Raw genomic sequence first — 20688 nt, 5'->3', positions numbered from 1 at the left:
TAGGTCGACCGCCTCACCTAACAGCTTAACACCCCCATCCCGCGCTACGTCCTGCTCGCCCGCCGGCAGACCCCGCTGGTCTGGAAGAAGAACAAGCACCTGCGCGGCGCGCTCGCCGACACGGCGAGCGCCGACAAGAAGAGCGCCAACATCCTGGCGGGCGTCTTCCAGGACCCCAGCAGCAAGCGCGTGTACCCGAACGCCGACCTGGGCGCCGGGATACTGGGCTGGGTCAACGCCGAGGGCAAGGGCGCGGGCGGCCTCGAGCAGCAGCTCAACAAGGAGCTCGCGGGCAAGGACGGCAAGATCAGGTACGCCCAGTCCGGCGGCCACCAGGTGCCCACCGCGGGCAGTACCGAGACGCCCGCCGTGCCCGGCTCGGACGTCGAGCTCACCATCGACCGCGACATCCAGTGGGCCGCGCAGAGCGCCATCACCCGGCAGGTCGAGAAGTCCCGGGCGGACCGCGGCTACGTGATAGTGCAGGACAACAAGACCGGCGAGATCCTCGCGATGGCCAACTCCCCGGGCTTCGACCCGAACGACCTCTCGCAGGCCGACGGGACGGCCATGGGCAACGCGTCGCTCCAGGACGCCTTCGAGCCGGGCTCCACCGCCAAGGTCATGTCGATGGCCGCCGTCCTGGAGGAGAACGCGGCCACGCCCGCCACCCATGTGACGGTGCCCAACCGGCTGCACCGCGGCGACCGGCTCTTCCAGGACGACATCGACCACCCGACCTGGCACCTCACGCTCAACGGCGTGCTCGCCAAGTCCAGCAACATCGGCACGATCCTGGCCACCGGCGAGCTGGGCAAGACCCAGAAGGAAGCCAACCGGTCGCTCTACTCGTACCTGCGCAAGTTCGGCATCGGCAGGGAGACCGGGCTCGGCTTCCCCGGCGAGACGTCCGGCATCTTCGCGCCCGCCGACAAGTGGTCCACCTCGCAGCAGTACACGATCCCGTTCGGCCAGGGCTTCTCCATCAACGCGATGCAGGCGACCTCCGTCTATTCGACCATCGCCAACGACGGCGTACGCATCGAGCCCTCGCTGGTGCGCGGCACGAAGGGGCCCGACGGCCGCTTCACGCCCGCTCCCAAGCCCAAGAAGACCCGCGTGGTCAGCGCGAAGACCGCCAAGACGGTGTCGCGGATGCTCGAATCCGTCGTCGACGACGAAGAGGGCACGGGCACCAAGGCCCGCATTCCCGGCTACCGGGTCGCGGGCAAGACGGGTACGGCCAACCGGGTCGACCCGGAGACCGGCAAGTACAAGGGCTACACCTCGTCGTTCGCCGGGTTCGCGCCCGCCGACAAGCCGCGCGTCACCGTCTACTGCGCGATCCAGAACGCCACCAAGGGCAGCTACTTCGGCGGCCAGATCTGCGGTCCCATCTACAAGGAAGTCATGCAGTTCGCCCTCAAGACGCTCCAGGTCCCGCCCACCGGCAAGGGCGCGGCCCGGCTCCCCGTCACCTTCGAACCCTGAGCCCCACCAGGACAAACCCGTGACAACGATCACCCCGCGGCCGGGGAACCAGCCCCCGCCACACCGCCCGCTTCGCCCTGAGCCCGGTGCGCCCGGTACGCTCACCGCCGTGCCACACGCTGATCAGTCCCAAACCACCCAGAAGGGCGTTCCCGTGACATATCCGGGACCGCCGCGGCCGGTCCAGGTCTCCGCGACGCCGCTCGCCAGGATCGCCGATCAGCTGGGCGTCGCCGCCCCGGGCACCGGGGAGGTCAGCGGCATCACGCACGACTCCCGCGCGGTCCGCCCCGGCGACATCTACGCCGCGCTGCCCGGCGCCAGGCTGCACGGCGCCGACTTCGTCGCCCAGGCGGCCGACCTCGGCGCCGCCGCGATCCTCACCGACCCGACGGGCGCCGAACGCGCCGCCGTCACGGGCCTGCCGGTCCTGGTCGTGGAGAACCCGCGCGGCTGCATGGGGGAACTCGCGGCCACCGTCTACGGCCATCCGGGCCGCGATCTGCTGCAGATCGGCATCACCGGCACGTCCGGCAAGACCACCACGGCGTACCTCGTCGAGGGCGGCCTCAAGGGCGTGAAATCGACCGGCCTCATCGGCACGGTCGAGATGCGCATCGGCGACGAGCGGATCAAGTCCGAACGCACCACCCCCGAGGCGACCGACCTCCAGGCGCTGTTCGCGGTGATGCGCGAGCGCGGTGTCGAGGCCGTCGCCATGGAGGTCTCCAGTCACGCCCTCGTGCTCGGCCGGGTGGACGGCTGCGTCTTCGACGTCGCCGTCTTCAACAACCTCAGCCCGGAGCACATGGAGTTCCACTCCGACATGGAGGACTACTTCCAGGCCAAGGCGCAGCTGTTCACCAAGCTGCGTTCCAAGGTCGGAGTGGTCAACTTCGACGACGAGTACGGACGTCGGCTCATCGACGAGTCCGAGGTCCCCGTCACCACCTTCTCCGCCGAGGGCCACCCCGACGCCGACTGGCGCGCGGAGGACGTGGACGTCAGGCTCTTCGACTCCACGTTCGTCGCGGTCGGCCCGCAGGGCGAGCGGATCACCGCCAAGTCCCCGCTGGCCGGTCCCTTCAACGTCGCCAACACGCTCGCGGCGATCGTCTCGCTGGCCGTCGCCGGGATCGACCCGCAGCAGGCCGCCGACGGCGTCGCGGCCGTGCCGGGCGTCCCGGGCCGCCTGGAGCGCATCGACGAGGGCCAGGCCTACCTCGCGGTCGTCGACTACGCCCACAAGACGGACGCCGTCGAATCGGTCCTGCGCGCCCTGCGCAAGGTCACCGAGAACAAGCTGCACATCGTCCTCGGCTGCGGCGGCGACCGGGACAAGACCAAGCGGATGCCGATGGGCGCCGCGGCGGCCAGGCTCGCCGACACCGCCGTACTGACCTCCGACAACCCCCGTGGCGAGGACCCCCTCGCGATCCTCGCCACGATGCTCGCCGGCGCCGCCGACGTGCCCTCCCACGAACGCGGCGACGTCGCCGTCTTCGAGGACCGCGCCGCCGCCATCCGCGCGGCCGTCGCCCGGGCCGAGCCGGGCGACACGGTGCTCGTCGCGGGCAAGGGCCACGAGCAGGGACAGGACATCGCCGGGGTGGTGCGTCCCTTCGACGACCGCCAGGTACTTCGCGAAGCAATCCAGCAAACCCAGGGATGAATCTGTGATCGCCCTCTCCCTCGCCGAGATCGCCAGTGTCGTCGGCGGGCAGACGTACGACATACCGGATCCGTCCGTCCAGGTCACCGGACCGGTCGTCAGGGACTCCCGTGAAGTGGAGCCCGGCAGCCTCTTCGTCGCCTTCGCGGGCGAGCGCGTCGACGGCCACGACTACGCGTCCGCGGTGATCGAGGCGGGCGCCGCCGCGGTCCTGGCAGCGCGCCCCGTCGGCGTACCCGCCATCGTCGTGGACGACGTGCAGGCGGCGCTCGGCGCCCTCGCGCGGCACGTCGTGGAGCGGCTGGGGGCCACGCTCGTGGCGCTCACCGGCTCCGTCGGCAAGACGAGCTCCAAGGACCTGCTCGCCCAGGTGCTGCGGAGCAAGGCGCCCACGGTCTTCACGCCGGGCTCGCTCAACAACGAGATCGGCCTGCCGCTCACCGCCCTCAGCGCCACCGACGAGACGCGCTTCCTCGTCCTGGAGATGGGCGCGCGCGGCATCGGCCACATCCGCTACCTCACCGGCCTCACCCCGCCGAAGATCGGCCTCGTGCTCAACGTCGGCACCGCCCACATCGGCGAGTTCGGCGGACGCGAGCAGATCGCAGTGGCGAAGGGTGAACTCGTCGAGAGCCTGCCCGCCGACGGCACCGCCGTCCTCAACGCCGACGACCCGCTCGTCCGCGCCATGGCTTCGCGCACGAAGGCGCGCGTCCTGCTCTTCGGAGAGGCCGCCGACGCCGACGTACGTGCCGAGAATGTCCGGCTCACGGAGATCGGACAGCCTGCCTTTACGCTGCACACACCCTCCGGGTGCAGCGACGTGACCTTGCGGCTGTACGGTGAGCACCACGTGTCGAACGCGCTTGCCGCGGCCGCCGTCGCCCATGAGCTGGGCATGTCCGCAGACGAGATCGCCCGCGCGCTCTCCGAGGCGGGCACGCTGTCCCGCTGGCGGATGGAGGTCACCGAGCGCCCGGACGGCGTGACGGTCGTCAACGACGCCTACAACGCGAACCCCGAGTCCATGCGAGCCGCCCTGCGCGCGCTCGCGGCCATGGCCAAGGGGCGTCGTACGTGGGCGGTGCTCGGTCATATGGCCGAGCTCGGTGACGAGGGGCTCGCCGAACACGACGCGGTCGGACGGCTCGCTGTCCGGCTGAACGTGAGCAAGCTCGTGGCAGTCGGGGGCAGGGAAGCGTCCTGGCTCCAACTGGGCGCATACAACGAGGGTTCGTGGGGTGAGGAGTCGGTGCACGTGTCCGACGCACAGGCGGCGATCGACCTGCTGCGCAGCGAGCTGCGCCCGGGAGACGTCGTGCTGGTGAAGGCTTCCAGATCGGTCGGTCTCGAGCGGGTCGCCACGGCGCTGCTCGATGACTCCGCGTCGTCCGAGGGGCAGGTCGCCGGCCGATGAGGCAGATCCTCTTCGCGGGTGTGATCGGGCTCTTCCTGACCCTGGTCGGAACCCCGCTCCTTATCAAGTTCCTGGCCCGCAAGGGCTATGGGCAGTTCATCCGGGACGACGGCCCGCGCGAGCACCACAGCAAGCGCGGTACGCCGACCATGGGTGGCATCGCCTTCATCCTCGCCACGCTCATCGCGTACTTCCTCACGAAGATCATCACGGGCACGGAGACCACGCTCTCCGGTCTCCTCGTGCTCTTCCTGATGGCGGGCATGGGCCTCGTCGGCTTCCTCGACGACTACATCAAGATCGTCAAGCAGCGCTCGCTCGGTCTGCGCGCCAAGGCGAAGATGGCCGGCCAGCTGATCGTCGGCATCGGCTTCGCCGTGCTCGCGCTGAACTGGCCGGACAACCGCAACCAGACCCCGGCCTCCACCAAGCTGTCGTTCGTCACGGACTTCGGCTGGTCGATCGGCCCGGTGCTCTTCGTGGTCTGGGCGCTGTTCATGATCCTCGCGATGTCGAACGGCGTGAACCTCACCGACGGCCTCGACGGCCTCGCCACGGGCGCCTCGGTGATGGTCTTCGGCGCGTACACCTTCATCGGTGTCTGGCAGTACCAGGAGTCCTGCGCCAACGCCGTCACGCTGACCAACCCACAGGCGTGTTTCGAGGTCAGAGACCCACTCGACCTGGCCGTGGTGGCCTCCGCGCTGATGGGTGCCTGCTTCGGCTTCCTGTGGTGGAACACCTCGCCCGCCAAGATCTTCATGGGTGACACCGGCTCGCTCGCCCTCGGCGGCGCGCTCGCCGGACTCGCGATCTGCTCGCGCACCGAGATGCTCCTCGCCCTGCTCGGCGGCCTCTTCGTGCTCATCACGATGTCGGTCGTCATCCAGGTCGGCTCCTTCCGCATGACCGGCAAGCGCGTCTTCCGCATGGCGCCACTGCAGCACCACTTCGAACTCAAGGGGTGGTCCGAGGTCCTTGTGGTGGTCCGCTTCTGGATCATCCAGGGCATGTGCGTGATCGTCGGACTCGGCCTCTTCTACGCAGGATGGGCAGCCAAGAAGTGACCAGCTGGCAGGGGAAGAACGTCACCGTCGCCGGGCTCGGCGTCTCCGGTATCCCGGCGGCCCGCGTGCTGCACGGCCTGGGCGCCCTCGTCACGGTCGTCAACGACGGCGACGACGAGCGCTCCCGTACGCAGGCCGAGGAGCTGAGGGCCGAGGGCATCTCCGTCCGCCTCGGCGACGGGGCCACCCTGCCCGAAGGCACCGAACTCGTCGTCACCACGCCCGGCTGGCAGCCGGACAAGCCGCTCTTCGCGGCAGCGGCCGCCGCCGGTGTCGAGGTGTGGGGCGACGTCGAGCTGGCCTGGCGCCTGCGCGGCCCCGATGCCGCTCCCTGGCTCGCGGTCACCGGCACGAACGGCAAGACCACGACCGTGCGGATGCTGGCCTCGATCCTGGAGGCGGCCGGTCTGCGGACCGCCGCCGTCGGCAACATCGGGGTCTCGCTGCTCGACGTCGTCACCGGCGACGAGCAGTACGACGTACTGGCCGTCGAGCTCTCCAGCTACCAGCTGCACTGGGCGCCCTCGCTGCGCGCCCACTCCGGGGCCGTCCTGAACCTCGCGCCCGACCACCTCGACTGGCACGGCTCCATGGAGGCGTACGCCGCCGACAAGGGCCGGATCTACGAGGGCAATCAGATCGCCTGCGTCTACAACGTCGCCGACAAGGCGACGGAGGACCTCGTCCGCGAGGCCGACGTCGAAGAGGGCTGCCGCGCCATCGGTTTCACGCTGAATGCGCCCGCGCCCTCGCAACTGGGCGTCGTGGACGGCATTCTGGTCGACCGTGCGTTCGTGCCGGACCGTCAGAAGCAGGCGCAGGAGCTCGCCGAGATCTCCGACGTGCAGCCGCCCGCGCCGCACAACATCGCCAACGCCTTGGCCGCGGCCGCTCTCGCGCGCGCCTACGGCGTGCCCGCGACGGCCGTGCGCGACGGCCTGCGCGCTTTCCGTCCCGACGCCCACCGCATCGAACACGTCGCCGACGTGGCCGAGGTGGCGTACGTCGACGACTCCAAGGCCACCAACACCCACGCCGCGGAAGCCTCGTTGGCGGCGTACGAATCGATCGTCTGGATCGCGGGCGGGCTCGCCAAGGGCGCCACCTTCGACGAGCTCGTCACCAAGTCCGCCAAGCGGCTTCGGGGTGTCGTCCTGATCGGCGCGGACCGCGCGCTGATCCGCGAAGCCCTCGCGCGACACGCGCCCGAGGTCCCGGTCGTCGACCTCGACCGGACCGACACTGGGGCGATGTCCGAGGCGGTACGGCAGGCGGCACGGCTCGCCGAGCCGGGGGACACCGTACTGATGGCCCCGGCCTGTGCGTCGATGGACATGTTCACCAATTACAACAAGCGTGGTGACGCGTTCGCGGACGCGGTCCGCGAACTCGGCGCGAGCGCCTGACGCGGGCCCAGTGGTCCGGGGCGCCCGGCACCCTTAGGAGGGCACGTGGCAGCGTCTTGGTGGCTGGGCGGGGGTCCTGATGGCCGGCAATAGCGGGCGTGCGCCCACGCGCCTCGCCAAGCGGCCCGCGCCGGTCCGCTCCCCGCGGGCCCCGCGCCCGCCGAGCGAGCACGCGGTGCGGCGGTTCGTCACCCGGGTCAAGCGCGCCTGGGACCGGCCGCTGACGGCCTACTACCTCATCTTCGGCAGCAGCCTGCTGATCACCGTGCTCGGCCTGGTGATGGTCTACTCGGCGTCGATGATCCAGGCGCTGCAGCTCGACCTGCCCGCGGCGTACTTCTTCCGCAAGCAGTTCGTCGCCGCCGTACTGGGCTCGGTGCTGCTGCTCGTGGCCATGCGGATGCCCGTCAAGCTGCACCGGGCGCTCGCGTATCCCATCCTTGCCGTGACCGTCTTCCTGATGGTGCTCGTGCAGGTCCCCGGGATAGGGCGCAGCGTCAACGGAAACCAGAACTGGATCTATCTGGGCGGCCCCTTCCAGCTCCAGCCCAGTGAGTTCGCCAAGCTCGCGCTCGTCCTGTGGGGCGCCGATCTGCTCGCCCGCAAGCACGACAAGCGCCTGCTCACCCAGTGGAAGCACATGCTGGTGCCGCTCGTCCCGGTCGCCTTCATGCTGCTCGGTCTGATCATGCTGGGCGGCGACATGGGCACGGCGATCATCCTCACGGCGATCCTTTTCGGCCTGCTCTGGCTCGCGGGGGCGCCCACGCGGCTCTTCGCGGGAGTGCTCTCGATCGCGGCCCTGCTCGGCGTGATCCTCATCAAGACCAGCCCCAACCGCATGGCGAGGCTCGCCTGCATCGGCGCCACCGATCCGGGCCCCGGCGACCAGTGCTGGCAGGCCGTGCACGGTATCTACGCCCTGGCCTCCGGCGGATTCTTCGGTTCCGGCCTCGGCGCGAGTGTGGAAAAATGGGGTCAACTGCCGGAACCGCACACCGACTTCATCTTCGCCATCACAGGGGAGGAACTCGGCCTGGCGGGGACGCTGTCGGTGCTCGCCCTCTTCGCGGCTCTAGGCTATGCGGGTATCCGCGTGGCCGGACGCACGGAGGACCCCTTCGTACGGTATGCCGCGGGAGGCGTGACCACCTGGATCACGGCGCAGGCCGTGATCAACGTCGGTGCGGTGCTCGGTCTGCTGCCGATCGCCGGTGTCCCGCTCCCGCTGTTCTCCTACGGGGGTTCGGCCCTGCTGCCGACCATGTTCGCCATCGGACTCCTCATCGCCTTCGCGCGACAGGACCCGGCGGCAAAGGCGGCCCTGGCCATGCGGCAACCTCGGGTGAGATGGAACACGATGAGACGGCGCGTCAAGGCGCGTTCGTCCGGAGAGCGGTGAATTTCGGTGCATGTCGTACTCGCCGGTGGGGGGACCGCCGGCCACATCGAGCCCGCGCTCGCCCTCGCGGACGCCCTGCGGAGGCAGGACCCGACCGTGGGCATCACGGCCCTGGGCACGGAGCGTGGACTCGAGACCCGACTCGTACCCGAGCGGGGCTACGAACTCGCGCTGATCCCGGCTGTTCCGCTGCCGCGCAAGCCCACTCCTGAGCTGATCACCGTCCCGGGACGGCTGCGCGGCACGATCAAGGCGGCCGAGCAGATCCTGGAGCGCACGAAGGCGGACTGTGTGGTCGGCTTCGGCGGCTACGTCGCGCTGCCCGGCTACCTCGCGGCCAAGCGGACCGGCACGCCGATCGTCGTGCACGAGGCCAACGCGCGCCCCGGCCTCGCCAACAAGATCGGTTCGCGGTACGCCGCCGGGGTGGCCGTCGCCACGCCGGACAGCAAGCTGCGCAACTCCCGCTACATCGGCATCCCGCTGCGCCACACCATCGCCACGCTCGACAGGGCCCGGGTCCGCCCGGAGGCGCGCGCCGCCTTCGGCCTCGACCCGAACCTCCCGACGCTGCTCGTCTCCGGTGGCTCGCAGGGCGCCCGGCGGCTCAACGAGGTCGTCCAGCAGGTCGCTCCGGTCCTCCAGCGCGCCGGGATCCAGATCCTGCACGCGGTCGGCCCGAAGAACGAAATGCCGTACGTCGAGAACATGCCCGGTATGCCGCCCTACATCCCGGTACCGTACGTGGACCGGATGGACCTCGCGTACGCCGCGGCGGACATGATGCTCTGCCGTGCGGGCGCGATGACCGTCGCCGAACTCTCCGCCGTCGGGCTGCCGGCCGCCTACGTCCCGCTGCCCATCGGCAACGGCGAACAGCGGCTGAACGCCCAGCCGGTGGTCAAGGCGGGCGGCGGACTCCTGGTGGACGACGCCGAACTGACGCCCGAGTGGGTGCAGGGCAACGTGCTCCCGGTGCTCGCCGATCCGCACCGGCTGTACGAGATGTCCCGCGCGGCCTCGGAGTTCGGCCGCAGGGACGCCGACGACCTCCTCGTCGGCATGGTGTACGAGGCGATCGCGTCACGCCGCAACGGGTGAGGCGGCACTAGCAGCACGAGAAGGCAGGGGACCGTGGCCGGACCGACCACCGCCGAACGGCAGAAGCCCGCTTCTGGTGGGTCCCGCCCGCCCCGTCCTTCGCGTTTCCGGGGATCCCGCGTACGCATGCCGCGACCGCGCACCCTGATCCTCTCGCTGATCGCACTCGTGCTGGTCGGCGCGGGAGGAACCTGGCTGTTCTACGGCTCGCAGTGGCTGCGCGTGGAGCGCGTGACGACGTCCGGGACCAGGGTCCTGACGCCCGAAGAGGTGCGGGAGGCGGCCGCGGCCCCGGTCGGGGCGCCCCTGATCTCGGTCGACACCGACGCCCTTGAGGACCGGCTGCGGAAGAGACTTCCGCGTATCGACTCGGTCGAGGTCGACCGGTCCTGGCCGCACACAATCGGTCTGAAAGTGACCGAACGCAAGCCGGTTCTGCTTATCGAAAAGGGCGGAAAGTTCGTCGAAGTGGACGCCAAGGGAGTGCGATTCGCCACGAGCGGACGAGCTCCCAAGGGTGTACCGCTGCTGGAATTGAGGCCGGATCAGGAGAACGCGGCGGCGAGTCTGCGCCGTTTTGACTCGCACCGACTGCGGCGCGAGGCGGTACAGGTCGCGGGTGCGCTGCCCGCCGCGGTGGCCCGCGACACACGGGCCGTCAAGGTCCGTTCGTACGACTCCATCTCGTTGGAGTTGAGCGGCGGACGCACCGTGGAGTGGGGCAGCAGCGAGAAGGGCCGGACGAAGGCAAGCACACTCACCGCCCTGATGAAAGCCGCCCCCAAGGCACGGCACTTCGATGTGAGTGTCCCCACCGCCCCCGCGTCGTCTGCGAGTTGACGCATATCGTCGCAGGCCAGCACCCTGGTTCGGCAGCGCTACGGCTGATCACATAGGGTGAAAAGAAAAACGGGAGGTTCGGCGTGTTCGTTGAACGTGCGCCACTTGTCGACTTAGTGTCCTGTTCGGAAGAGTCCAAGGAACAGACACACTGGTAACCCTAAACTTCAGCGTTAGGGTTCGGGTCGGCGTTCGGACCGTCCCATTCGGCATCAGTCGTCGCGGCGCTTGACCGCGAGGCGGCGACACGTAACTCGAGGCGAGAGGCCTTCGACGTGGCAGCACCGCAGAACTACCTCGCAGTCATCAAAGTCATCGGTGTCGGCGGCGGTGGTGTCAATGCCATCAACCGGATGATCGAGGTCGGTCTCAAGGGCGTCGAGTTCATCGCCATCAACACCGACGCGCAAGCCCTGTTGATGAGCGACGCCGACGTCAAGCTCGACGTGGGCCGGGAACTCACCCGTGGCCTCGGCGCCGGAGCCAACCCGGCAGTCGGCCGCAAGGCGGCCGAGGATCACCGCGAGGAGATCGAGGAGGTCCTCAAGGGGGCCGACATGGTCTTCGTCACCGCCGGCGAAGGCGGTGGCACCGGCACCGGCGGCGCACCTGTCGTCGCCAACATCGCCCGCTCTCTGGGCGCCCTGACCATCGGCGTCGTGACCCGGCCGTTCACCTTCGAGGGCCGTCGTCGCGCCAACCAGGCCGAGGACGGGATCGCGGAGCTGCGCGAAGAGGTCGACACCCTCATCGTCATCCCCAACGACCGGCTCCTGTCCATCTCGGACCGCCAGGTCAGCGTTCTGGACGCCTTCAAGTCGGCGGACCAGGTCCTGCTCTCCGGTGTCCAGGGCATCACCGACCTCATCACGACCCCGGGTCTGATCAACCTCGACTTCGCCGACGTCAAGTCGGTCATGTCCGAGGCCGGTTCGGCACTCATGGGCATCGGCTCGGCCCGCGGCGACGACCGCGCGGTGGCCGCCGCCGAGATGGCGATCTCCTCGCCCCTCCTGGAAGCGTCCATCGACGGAGCGCGGGGCGTCCTGCTCTCCATCTCCGGCGGCTCCGACCTCGGCCTCTTCGAGATCAACGAAGCGGCCCAGCTGGTCAGCGAGGCGGCCCACCCCGAGGCCAACATCATCTTCGGCGCCGTCATCGACGACGCCCTGGGCGACGAGGTCCGGGTCACCGTCATCGCGGCGGGCTTCGACGGCGGACAGCCGCCGTCCAAGCGCGACACCGTCCTCGGCTCGGCGTCGTCGGGCAAGCAGCGTGACGAGGCTCCGGCGGCCACGAGCCGTCCGGCCGAGTCCCGTTCGCCGTACGGCGGCCTCGGCAGCGTCACGTCGCACGAGGAGCCGTCGGCCCCGGAGCCGGTCGAGGTGACCCCGGTCAACGAAACCCCGTCCGCGCCCGTGGCCCCGCCGCAGGTGCCGCCGGCCCGTCCCTACTCGGACAGCCAGGCCGAAGAGCTGGACGTGCCGGACTTCCTGAAGTGATAGGCGGGCACAGCACCGTGAGCGGCGCGCACTTCGCCTTCACCGACAGGTGGGGCGGGGTGAGCGCCGTTCCGTACGAAGAGCTCAACCTCGGCGGCGCGGTCGGCGACGACCCCGAGGCCGTGCGCACGAACCGTGCGCTGGCCGCCACGTCGCTGGGCATCGACCCGGAGCGCGTGGTCTGGATGAATCAGGTCCACGGCCCCGACGTCGTCGTGGTCGACGGTCCCTGGGGTTCCGACGCCGAGATCCCGGCGGTCGACGCCGTGGTGACCGCCCGCCGCGGCCTCGCCCTGGCGGTCCTCACCGCGGACTGCACGCCCGTCCTGCTCGCCGACCCGGTGGCCAAGGTGGCCGCCGCGGCGCACGCGGGCAGGCCCGGCATGATCGCCGGAGTGGTGCCCGCGGCCGTCGAGGCGATGGTGAAACTCGGTGCGGACCCGGCCCGCGTGGTCGCCCGCACCGGCCCCGCCGTCTGCGGCCGCTGCTACGAGGTGCCGAAGGAGATGCGCGCCGATGTCGCCGCGATCGAGCCCGCGGCGTACGCCGAGACGAGCTGGGGCACGCCGGCGGTCGACGTGACCGCGGGGGTGCACGCCCAGCTGGAGCGGCTCGGGGTGCGCGACCGGGAGCAGTCGCCGGTGTGCACCCTGGAATCCGGTGACCACTTCTCGTACCGCCGCGACCGGACCACCGGTCGTCTCGCGGGCTATGTCTGGCTGGACTGATAGGGCATGACGGACCGTAAGTCTCAACTCGCCGCAAATCTGGCGCAGGTCGAGGAGCGCATCGCCGCGGCGTGCGCGGCGGCCGGGCGCAAGCGGGAGGAGGTGACCCTGATCGTGGTCACCAAGACCTATCCCGCGAGCGATGTGCGGATGCTCTCGGAACTCGGTGTGCGTCATGTCGCCGAGAACCGTGACCAGGACGCGGCCCCCAAGGCCGCCGACTGCTCGGATCTGCCCCTCGACTGGCACTTTGTCGGTCAATTGCAGACCAACAAGGTCCGTTCTGTGGTCAGTTATGCCGATGTGGTGCAGTCCGTGGACCGCCCCAAGCTCGTCACCGCCCTGTCGGCCGGTGCCGTGCGGGCCGGGCGGGAGATCGGCTGCCTGATTCAGGTCGCCCTCGACGCCGGGGAGAACGGCCGGGGCGAGCGCGGGGGCGTGGGCCCCGGCGGAATCGAGGAGTTGGCCGGGCTCGTGGCCGAGGCCCCGGGACTGCGGCTCGACGGTCTGATGACCGTGGCGCCGCTCACCGGTCCGTACGCGGGTCGGCAACAGGCGGCGTTCGAGCGGCTGATGGAATTCTCAACCCTCATGCGCGCGACTCATCCGGCTGCGAACATGGTGTCGGCAGGGATGAGTGCGGACCTCGAACAGGCCGTGGCGGCCGGAGCGACACATGTGCGCGTCGGTACGGCGGTACTCGGAGTCCGACCCGGGCTCGGGTAACGTCGCCAAGAAGTCGGACCACAGCAGAAAATATGGTCATTCTCGCTGTTGGGCGGGGAGGCCTCGTGGATCGCGGGCAGTTGGTGACGACAGCCGATCCACCACAGAGCGGAGGACTCAGAGCATGGCCGGCGCGATGCGCAAGATGGCGGTCTACCTCGGCCTCGTGGAGGACGATGGGTACGACGGTCCGGGGTTCGACCCCGATGACGAGTTCGAACCCGAGCCGGAGCCCGAGCGGGACCGCAGGCGGCACGAGCCGCCGCACCAGTCCCATCAGCCCCGCCAGGCACACGTGCCTGAAAGGGACGAATCGGTACGAGTGGTGCAGCCCCCCGCACAGCGTGAGCCGGTCGCCCATTCCGCTTCGCTAGCCGCGGAATCCGGACGTCCGGCACGTATCGCCCCCGTGGCATCCATCACACCTGAACGTCAGAGCCTGGAGAAGAACGCACCGGTGATCATGCCCAAGGTCGTGTCCGAGCGGGAGCCCTACCGCATCACCACGCTGCACCCGCGGACGTACAACGAGGCCCGTACCATCGGGGAACACTTCCGCGAGGGCACTCCGGTGATCATGAATCTGACCGAGATGGACGACACGGATGCGAAGCGACTTGTCGACTTTGCCGCCGGTCTGGTGTTCGGTCTCCATGGCAGCATTGAGCGAGTGACGCAGAAGGTGTTCCTGTTGTCGCCTGCTAACGTCGATGTAACGGCGGAGGACAAGGCTCGCATCGCAGAGGGCGGGTTCTTCAACCAGAGCTGAGACGTAAGTGAAGCAGTAACGCAGAACCGGCGAACGCAGTACGAGTAACAGGGGAGAGGGAACCGCGAACATGGGCGTGGTCTGGCAAGTGCTTTACATCGCGCTGATGTGCTTCCTCATCGTGCTGATCTTCCGGTTGGTCATGGACTACGTCTTCCAGTTCGCCCGCTCATGGCAACCCGGCAAGGCGATGGTGGTCATTTTGGAGGCCACCTACACTGTCACTGATCCACCGCTCAAGCTTCTGCGGCGGTTCATCCCGCCGCTGCGTCTCGGGGGCGTGGCGCTCGACCTGTCCTTCTTCGTACTGATGATCATCGTCTACATCCTGATCACCGTCGTCAGGTCGGTGTCTGTGTGAACGATACGGTCTTGCCGAATGCCGACGACTACGTTGAGGTGAAGAGATGCCGTTGACCCCCGAGGACGTGCGGAACAAGCAGTTCACGACCGTCCGCCTCCGAGAAGGCTATGACGAGGACGAGGTCGATGCCTTCCTCGATGAGGTCGAAGCCGAACTGACTCGCTTGCTCCGCGAGAACGAGGACTTGCGTGCCAAACTGGCCGCTGCCACCCGCGCCGCTGCGCAGAACCAGCAGCAGGGCGGCATGCGCAAGCCCCCGGAACCGCAGGACCAGCGCGGTCCGGGCGCCCCGGTGCCCGCCGCAATATCAGGACCGCAGCCGGTGCCGCCGCAGCAGCAGCACCCGCAGCACCAGCAGATGGGCGGCCCGCCGCAGCTTCCTGGTGGTGCGCCGCAGCTGCCCGCCGGCCCCAGTGGGCACGGCCCGCAGGGCGGTCCGCAGGGTCCCGGCCCGATGGGTCAGGGTCCGATGGGCGGCCCCATGGGTGGTCCCATGGGCGGCCACGGTCCGCAGATGCCCCAGCCCGGTCAGGGCCCCGGCGGCGACAGTGCCGCGCGCGTGCTCTCCCTCGCCCAGCAGACCGCTGACCAGGCGATCGCGGAGGCCCGTTCCGAGGCCAACAAGATCGTCGGCGAGGCTCGTTCGCGCGCCGAGGGCCTCGAGCGCGACGCCCGTGCCAAGGCTGACGCCCTGGAGCGGGACGCGCAGGAGAAGCACCGCGTCGCGATGGGCTCCCTGGAGTCCGCCCGCGCCACGCTGGAGCGCAAGGTCGAGGACCTGCGCGGCTTCGAGCGCGAGTACCGCACGCGTCTGAAGTCCTACCTGGAGTCGCAGCTCCGTCAGCTGGAGACCCAGGCCGACGACTCGCTGGCCCCGCCGCGGACCCCGGCGACGGCTTCCCTTCCGCCGTCCCCGGCGCCTTCCATGGCACCGGCCGGCGCGGGCGCCCCGTCGTACGGCGGCAACCAGTCGATGGGCGGCAACCAGCCCACCGCCGGTCCGTCCTACGGCGGCCAGCAGCAGATGTCGCCGGCGATGACCCAGCCGATGGCGCCGGTGCGGCCGCAGGCCCCGCAGCCCATGCAGCAGGCTCCGTCGCCGATGCGTGGCTTCCTCATCGACGAGGACGACAACTGACGGCCGTTTCCACGCCTTAGGCGTCGGCAGCGTTCAGGGCGAGGCCCCCAGATCTTCTGGGGGCCTCGCCCTTTTGTGTGCCGCGCACTGGTGTGCGCTTGCACACAACGCCGAAGGCCCGGCCCGCCAGGATCTCTGGCGGGCCGGGCCTTCGCTTGTCGCCGGTGACTACGCCTTGCGCAGACGGAACGTGAGCGACAGTGACTCGTCCGTGAACGTCTCGCCGTACGCCTCGTCGGCCTCGCCCTGCTCGAAGTCCGTGGCGAGGACCTCGTCCGCGATGAGCTCGGCGTGGTCGGCCAGGGCCGTGAGCACGACCGGGTCCGTGGAGGTCCAGCGCAGGGCGATCCGGTCCGCGACGTCCAGGCCGCTGTTCTTGCGGGCCTCCTGGATCAGGCGGATCGCGTCACGGGCCAGTCCGGCCCTGCGCAGCTCCTCGGTGATCTCCAGATCGAGGGCGACCGTGGCGCCGGAGTCGGACGCCACGGACCAGCCCTCGCGCGGGGTCTCCGTGATGATGACCTCGTCCGGGGCGAGCGTCACCGTCTCGCCGTCCACCTCGACCGACGCGGTGCCCTCGCGCAGGGCCAGGGACAGCGCGGCAGCGTCGGCGTCCGCGACGGCCTTGGCGACCGCCTGGACGCCCTTGCCGAACCGCTTGCCGAGCGCGCGGAAGTTGGCCTTGGCGGTCGTGTCGACGAGTGAGCCGCCGACTTCGGAGAGCGACGCGAGCGAGGAGACGTTGAGCTCCTCGGTGATCTGGGCGTGCAGCTCCGGGTTGAGGGAGTCGAAGCCCGTGGCCGCCACCAGGGCGCGGGACAGCGGCTGACGGGTCTTGACGCCCGACTCCGCGCGCGTGGCGCGGCCCAGCTCCACCAGGCGACGTACGAGCACCATCTGCTTCGACAGCTCCGGGTCGATCGCCGACAGGTCGGCCTCGGGCCAGGAGGTCAGGTGGACCGACTCCGGGGCGTCCGGGGTGACCGGCACCACCAGGTCCTGCCAGACGCGCTCCGTGATGAAGGGCGTCAGCGGGGCCATCAGGCGCGTGACCGTCTCCAGGACCTCGTGCAGGGTGCGCAGAGCCGCCTTGTCGCCCTGCCAGAAGCGGCGGCGGGAACGGCGTACGTACCAGTTCGAGAGGTTGTCGACGAACGTGGACAGGAGCTTGCCCGCGCGCTGGGTGTCATAGCCCTCGAGGGCCTGCGTGACCTGGTCGGTCAGCGCGTGCAGCTCGCTGAGCAGCCAGCGGTCAAGCAGCGGGCGCTCCGCGGGCGCCGGGTCGGCGTCGCTGGGGGCCCACTTCGACGTACGGGCGTACAGGGCCTGGAAGGCGACCGTGTTCCAGTACGTGAGGAGGGTCTTGCGGACGACTTCCTGGATGGTGCCGTGGCCCACGCGGCGGGCCGCCCACGGGGAGCCGCCGGCCGCCATGAACCAGCGCACGGCGTCGGCGCCGTGCTGGTCCATGAGCGGGATCGGCTGCAGGATGTTGCCCAGGTGCTTGGACATCTTGCGGCCGTCCTCGGCGAGGATGTGGCCCAGGCAGACCACGTTCTCGTAACTCGACTTGTCGAAGACGAGCGTGCCCACCGCCATCAGCGTGTAGAACCAGCCGCGCGTCTGGTCGATGGCCTCCGAGATGAACTGTGCGGGGTACCGGCTCTCGAAGAGCTCCTTGTTCTTGTACGGGTATCCCCACTGCGCGAAGGGCATCGAACCGGAGTCGTACCAGGCGTCGATGACCTCGGGGACGCGGGTCGCGGTCTCCTGGCAGGTCGGGCAGGGGAAGGTGACCGCGTCGATGTACGGGCGGTGCGGGTCGAGCTCCGACTGGTCGGTGCCCGTCAGGTCGGAGAGCTCCGCGCGCGAGCCCACGCACGTCAAGTGGCCTTCCTCGCAGCGCCAGATGGGCAGCGGGGTGCCCCAGTAGCGGTTGCGGGACAGCGCCCAGTCGACGTTGTTGTTCAGCCAGTCGCCGAAGCGGCCGTGCTTGACCGAGTCGGGGAACCAGTTGGTCTTCTCGTTCTCCTGGAGGAGACGGTCCTTGATGGCCGTGGTGCGGATGTACCAGGACGGCTGCGCGTAGTAGAGGAGCGCGGTGTGGCAGCGCCAGCAGTGCGGATAGCTGTGCTCGTACGGGATGTGCTTGAAGAGCAGGCCGCGGTCCTGGAGGTCCTCGGTGAGCTTTTCGTCGGCCTTCTTGAAGAAGACGCCGCCCACGAGCGGGACGTCCTCCTCGAAGGTGCCGTCGGGGCGCACCGGGTTCACGACCGGGAGGCCGTACGAGCGGCAGACCTTGAGGTCGTCCTCACCGAAGGCGGGGGACTGGTGGACCAGACCGGTGCCGTCCTCGGTGGTCACGTACTCGGCGTTGACCACGAAGTGCGCGGGAGCCGGGAACTCGACCAGCTCGAAGGGGCGCTGGTAGGTCCAGCGCTCCATCTCGGCGCCGGTGAAGGTCTGTCCGGTGGTCTCCCAGCCCTCGCCGAGGGCCTTCTCGACGAGCGGCTCGGCGACGACGAGCTTCTCTTCACCGTTCGTCGCGACGACGTACGTGACGTCCGGGTGCGCGGCGACCGCGGTGTTGGAGACGAGGGTCCACGGAGTGGTCGTCCACACCAGGAGGGCCGCCTCGCCCGCCAGCGGGCCGCCGGTGAGCGGGAAGCGGACGAAGACGGAGGGGTCGACGACCGTCTCGTATCCCTGCGCCAGCTCGTGGTCGGACAGGCCCGTGCCGCAGCGCGGGCACCAGGGGGCGACACGGTGGTCCTGGACGAGGAGGTCCTTGTTGAAGATCTCCTTCAAGGACCACCAGACCGAGTCGACGTACTCGGGGTTCATCGTCCGGTACGCGTCGTCGAGGTCGACCCAGTAGCCCATGCGCGTAGTGAGCTCGGCGAAGGCGTCGGTGTGCCTCGTCACGGACTCGCGGCACTTGGCGTTGAACTCGGCGATGCCGTACGCCTCGATGTCCTTCTTGCCGTTGAACCCGAGCTCCTTCTCGACCGCGAGCTCGACGGGGAGGCCGTGGCAGTCCCAGCCGGCCTTGCGGGCGACGTGGTAGCCCCGCATGGTGCGGAAGCGCGGGAAGACGTCCTTGAAGACGCGGGCCTCGATGTGGTGGGCACCCGGCATGCCGTTCGCGGTGGGCGGGCCCTCGTAGAACACCCACTCGGGGCGGCCCTCGGACTGCTCAAGGCTCTTGGCGAAGATCTTCTGCTCGCGCCAGAAGTCGAGCACGGCGTGCTCAAGGGCGGGCAGGTCGACCTGGGCGGGCACCTGGCGGTACTGCGGCTGCGTATGCAACGGCTGCGTGTTCAACGCGCTTCCTCCGGCGGACGATTCCGTTCCGTCGGAGGGACGAGAGCCCTTGTCGTGCTCCCGCGGTACCACCCTCCTTGGCCCTCCCTGCGCGTGTGGCGCACGGAAAAGCCCCCTCATTGGGGTCGCGATGCCGGGTCTACTGGCCGCTGCCTGGGCTTCGGCTTTCTTCCGGCGGCTCCGGGGTGATCTTCACGTCGCGCCTGCCCCCGGGCTCACACCGTCCCCGGGTCGCTCATGGCCGCGTACGCCGCTACTCGTCCCCATCCACGCTTCTCGCTCCGCCCAGTGTAAGGGCCCCGGGCGAACGCGGCCGACCGGTTTTCGCGGGGCCTCAGGCGTGCTGGGGGACCTCGTCCCTGAGGGATTCGCGGACCATCTTGCGCAGCTCCGCGCTGTCGGTGTGGCCGTGGACCGACACGGCGTGCTCACTGGCGGCACGGACCACTTCCTCCTCCTCGCCGGAGATGGCGAGGGTGCAGTTGGTCTCGCTCGGGAATTCTCTGCAGTCGGCTGTTTTCCGCATGGCGCACCTTCTTCGGTTATGCACCAGTTTATTCCCGTTTCCGGTCTCTTTCCGCCCTTGATGCGAGCTCGGGCCCGATGCCGTCCAGGGCGCCGGGACTGACCCGAATGGCGACACGCGGGAAGTGCGGATCCCGGCCCGCCCCGCCGGGCGGATTACCCGGCCGGGAGCTGGGCACAACGCATGCATGCTCGCCGCGCGGCACCCGCGGGGCGGGCGCATCAGGCGGCGTGCCCCGTTGCCGCGGGCTCTGAGTCGATTTATCGTCCCAGCACGAATCGCGAGCAAGATCACAATATGTGAAGGGGCCGCGGCCATGGTGGCGAAGAAGACCGCCGTACAGCATCCGGCGTCGGGCAGATCCACGGCCGCGGCCACGAAGAAGACCGCCGCCGAGACGACCGCCACGAAGAAGACCGCGACGAAGAAGACAGCCGCCAAGGAAGCCGTGGCGAAGAAGGCGGCCGTCAAGAAGGCCGTCGCCAAGAAGGCGGTCGCCAAGGTCGCCGACATCGGCAAGAAGACGGCCGCCGACGAGGGCGCGGCCAAGGAGCCCGCCGCGAAGAAGGCGGCCACGGCGAAGAAGACGCCCGCGGCCAAGAAGACGGCTGCCGAGAAGAGCACGGCCAAGAAGACGGCCGCGACAGCGGCCGAGGGTGCGGCTCAGGCCGCGGAGACGACGGGAGCCACGACAGTGGTCACGAAGAAGACTCCGGGCACGGCGACGGCAGCCAAGAAGCCGACGGCGGTGCCCAAGGCGCGCGTCGCCGCCGCGGAGCCCGGTGAGCTCGCGGTCCGCCCCGGCGAGGACCCCTGGACCCCGGAGGAGGTCGAGGAGGCGCGCGCGGAGCTGCAGAGCGAGGCACTGCGGCTCGGCAGCGAGATCACCTCGTCCGAGGACGCCCTCGCGGGCCTGATGCGTGACTCCGGGGACGGCGCGGGCGACGACGACGCGGACACCGGCACGAAGAACATCACGCGGGAACATGAGATGTCGCTGGCCGCCAACGCGCGCGAGATGCTCGAACAGACGGAGCGCGCCCTGGAGCGCCTTGACGCGGGGACGTACGGCATCTGCGAGAACTGCGGTAGTCCCATCGGCAAGGCGCGGATGCAGGCCTTCCCCCGCGCGACCCTGTGCATGGACTGCAAGCAGAAGCAGGAACGGCGCTACTGAACACGGCCTCACCACCTGGTGCCGTACGTGTGTGCCGT

Annotated in this window: 16 protein-coding genes and 1 pseudogene; 15 read left to right on the top strand and 2 right to left on the bottom strand. The window is 69.6% G+C overall.

Annotation, left to right across the window (positions count from 1 at the left end; genetic code table 11):
- Positions 1–33: 33 nt before the first annotated feature.
- From ACWFRU_RS00940 to ACWFRU_RS00875, 14 genes and pseudogenes are all read left to right on the top strand, one after another.
- Positions 34–1491: pseudogene (locus tag ACWFRU_RS00940) on the top strand (peptidoglycan D,D-transpeptidase FtsI family protein); the annotation flags it as partial.
- Positions 1492–1510: 19 nt separating this feature from the next.
- The gene (locus tag ACWFRU_RS00935) at positions 1511–3163 is read left to right on the top strand and encodes a UDP-N-acetylmuramoyl-L-alanyl-D-glutamate--2,6-diaminopimelate ligase (protein ID WP_453683628.1); all 1653 of its coding nucleotides are present in this window, start codon (positions 1511–1513) and stop codon (positions 3161–3163) included.
- Between the two features lie 4 nt (positions 3164–3167).
- The gene (locus tag ACWFRU_RS00930; RefSeq protein WP_453683627.1) at positions 3168–4580 is read left to right on the top strand and encodes a UDP-N-acetylmuramoyl-tripeptide--D-alanyl-D-alanine ligase; all 1413 of its coding nucleotides are present in this window, start codon (positions 3168–3170) and stop codon (positions 4578–4580) included.
- Entirely contained in the window at positions 4577–5647 is a 1071-nt protein-coding gene (mraY, locus tag ACWFRU_RS00925) for a phospho-N-acetylmuramoyl-pentapeptide-transferase (RefSeq protein WP_160504534.1), read from the top strand. The genes ACWFRU_RS00930 and mraY overlap by 4 nt, the downstream gene beginning before the upstream one ends.
- Positions 5629–7053 carry a UDP-N-acetylmuramoyl-L-alanine--D-glutamate ligase gene (gene murD / locus ACWFRU_RS00920; RefSeq protein WP_453683626.1) on the top strand — a complete coding sequence of 475 codons (1425 nt, stop codon included), beginning with the start codon at positions 5629–5631 and terminating at the stop codon, positions 7051–7053. Before mraY ends, murD begins: the two co-directional genes overlap by 19 nt.
- A gap of 79 nt (positions 7054–7132) precedes the next feature.
- Positions 7133–8455, top strand: coding sequence for a putative lipid II flippase FtsW (gene ftsW / locus ACWFRU_RS00915; RefSeq protein WP_453683625.1), 1323 nt, complete (start codon positions 7133–7135; stop codon positions 8453–8455).
- A 6-nt stretch (positions 8456–8461) separates the two neighbouring features.
- Positions 8462–9556 (top strand): undecaprenyldiphospho-muramoylpentapeptide beta-N-acetylglucosaminyltransferase, encoded by a 1095-nt coding sequence (gene murG / locus ACWFRU_RS00910; RefSeq protein WP_361188817.1) that lies wholly within the window; start codon positions 8462–8464, stop codon positions 9554–9556.
- A gap of 33 nt (positions 9557–9589) precedes the next feature.
- The gene (locus tag ACWFRU_RS00905) at positions 9590–10396 is read left to right on the top strand and encodes a cell division protein FtsQ/DivIB (RefSeq protein WP_453683624.1); all 807 of its coding nucleotides are present in this window, start codon (positions 9590–9592) and stop codon (positions 10394–10396) included.
- Positions 10397–10671: 275 nt separating this feature from the next.
- On the top strand, positions 10672–11898 hold the full coding sequence (gene ftsZ / locus ACWFRU_RS00900) for a cell division protein FtsZ (RefSeq protein ID WP_453683623.1): 1227 nt from the start codon (positions 10672–10674) through the stop codon (positions 11896–11898).
- Entirely contained in the window at positions 11895–12626 is a 732-nt protein-coding gene (gene pgeF / locus ACWFRU_RS00895; protein ID WP_453683622.1) for a peptidoglycan editing factor PgeF, read from the top strand. Before ftsZ ends, pgeF begins: the two co-directional genes overlap by 4 nt.
- A gap of 6 nt (positions 12627–12632) precedes the next feature.
- A complete protein-coding gene (locus tag ACWFRU_RS00890; protein WP_453683621.1) occupies positions 12633–13352 on the top strand; it encodes a YggS family pyridoxal phosphate-dependent enzyme in 720 nt (239 codons plus the stop codon).
- A 124-nt stretch (positions 13353–13476) separates the two neighbouring features.
- Positions 13477–14121: a cell division protein SepF gene (locus ACWFRU_RS00885; RefSeq protein ID WP_453683620.1), complete on the top strand. Its 645-nt coding sequence runs from the start codon at positions 13477–13479 to the stop codon at positions 14119–14121.
- Positions 14122–14191: 70 nt separating this feature from the next.
- Positions 14192–14482 (top strand): YggT family protein, encoded by a 291-nt coding sequence (locus tag ACWFRU_RS00880; protein WP_363208224.1) that lies wholly within the window; start codon positions 14192–14194, stop codon positions 14480–14482.
- 46 nt (positions 14483–14528) lie between these two features.
- Positions 14529–15623: a DivIVA domain-containing protein gene (locus ACWFRU_RS00875; protein WP_365822703.1), complete on the top strand. Its 1095-nt coding sequence runs from the start codon at positions 14529–14531 to the stop codon at positions 15621–15623.
- Between the two features lie 168 nt (positions 15624–15791).
- On the opposite strand, the gene ileS is transcribed toward ACWFRU_RS00875, so the two are convergent.
- Both ileS and ACWFRU_RS00865 read right to left on the bottom strand, forming a co-directional pair.
- The gene (gene ileS, locus ACWFRU_RS00870; RefSeq protein ID WP_453684471.1) at positions 15792–18932 is read right to left on the bottom strand and encodes an isoleucine--tRNA ligase; all 3141 of its coding nucleotides are present in this window, start codon (positions 18930–18932) and stop codon (positions 15792–15794) included.
- A 349-nt stretch (positions 18933–19281) separates the two neighbouring features.
- The gene (locus tag ACWFRU_RS00865) at positions 19282–19473 is read right to left on the bottom strand and encodes a DUF1059 domain-containing protein (RefSeq protein WP_363208222.1); all 192 of its coding nucleotides are present in this window, start codon (positions 19471–19473) and stop codon (positions 19282–19284) included.
- Between the two features lie 316 nt (positions 19474–19789).
- Between ACWFRU_RS00865 and ACWFRU_RS00860 the strand changes: the two genes are divergently transcribed.
- A complete protein-coding gene (locus ACWFRU_RS00860; protein ID WP_453683619.1) occupies positions 19790–20650 on the top strand; it encodes a TraR/DksA family transcriptional regulator in 861 nt (286 codons plus the stop codon).
- Positions 20651–20688: the final 38 nt, after the last annotated feature.

This window comes from Streptomyces sp. NPDC055099 (assembly GCF_053607685.1).
Note: the sequence above shows the minus strand (reverse complement) of the source record. Positions and strands in the feature narration are given on the sequence as shown.

Bases quoted from the DNA above. Each gene is read 5' to 3' on its own strand.
- mraY (WP_160504534.1), top strand. From the start codon at position 4,577: ATGAGGCAGATCCTCTTCGCGGGTGTGATCGGGCTCTTCCTGACCCTG.
- ACWFRU_RS00885 (WP_453683620.1), top strand. From the start codon at position 13,477: ATGGCCGGCGCGATGCGCAAGATGGCGGTCTACCTCGGCCTCGTGGAG.
- ACWFRU_RS00880 (WP_363208224.1), top strand. From the start codon at position 14,192: ATGGGCGTGGTCTGGCAAGTGCTTTACATCGCGCTGATGTGCTTCCTC.
- ftsW (WP_453683625.1), top strand. From the start codon at position 7,133: ATGGCCGGCAATAGCGGGCGTGCGCCCACGCGCCTCGCCAAGCGGCCC.
- ACWFRU_RS00890 (WP_453683621.1), top strand. From the start codon at position 12,633: ATGACGGACCGTAAGTCTCAACTCGCCGCAAATCTGGCGCAGGTCGAG.
- ACWFRU_RS00865 (WP_363208222.1), bottom strand. From the start codon at position 19,473: ATGCGGAAAACAGCCGACTGCAGAGAATTCCCGAGCGAGACCAACTGC.
- murD (WP_453683626.1), top strand. From the start codon at position 5,629: ATGGGCAGCCAAGAAGTGACCAGCTGGCAGGGGAAGAACGTCACCGTC.
- ACWFRU_RS00860 (WP_453683619.1), top strand. From the start codon at position 19,790: ATGGTGGCGAAGAAGACCGCCGTACAGCATCCGGCGTCGGGCAGATCC.
- ACWFRU_RS00875 (WP_365822703.1), top strand. From the start codon at position 14,529: ATGCCGTTGACCCCCGAGGACGTGCGGAACAAGCAGTTCACGACCGTC.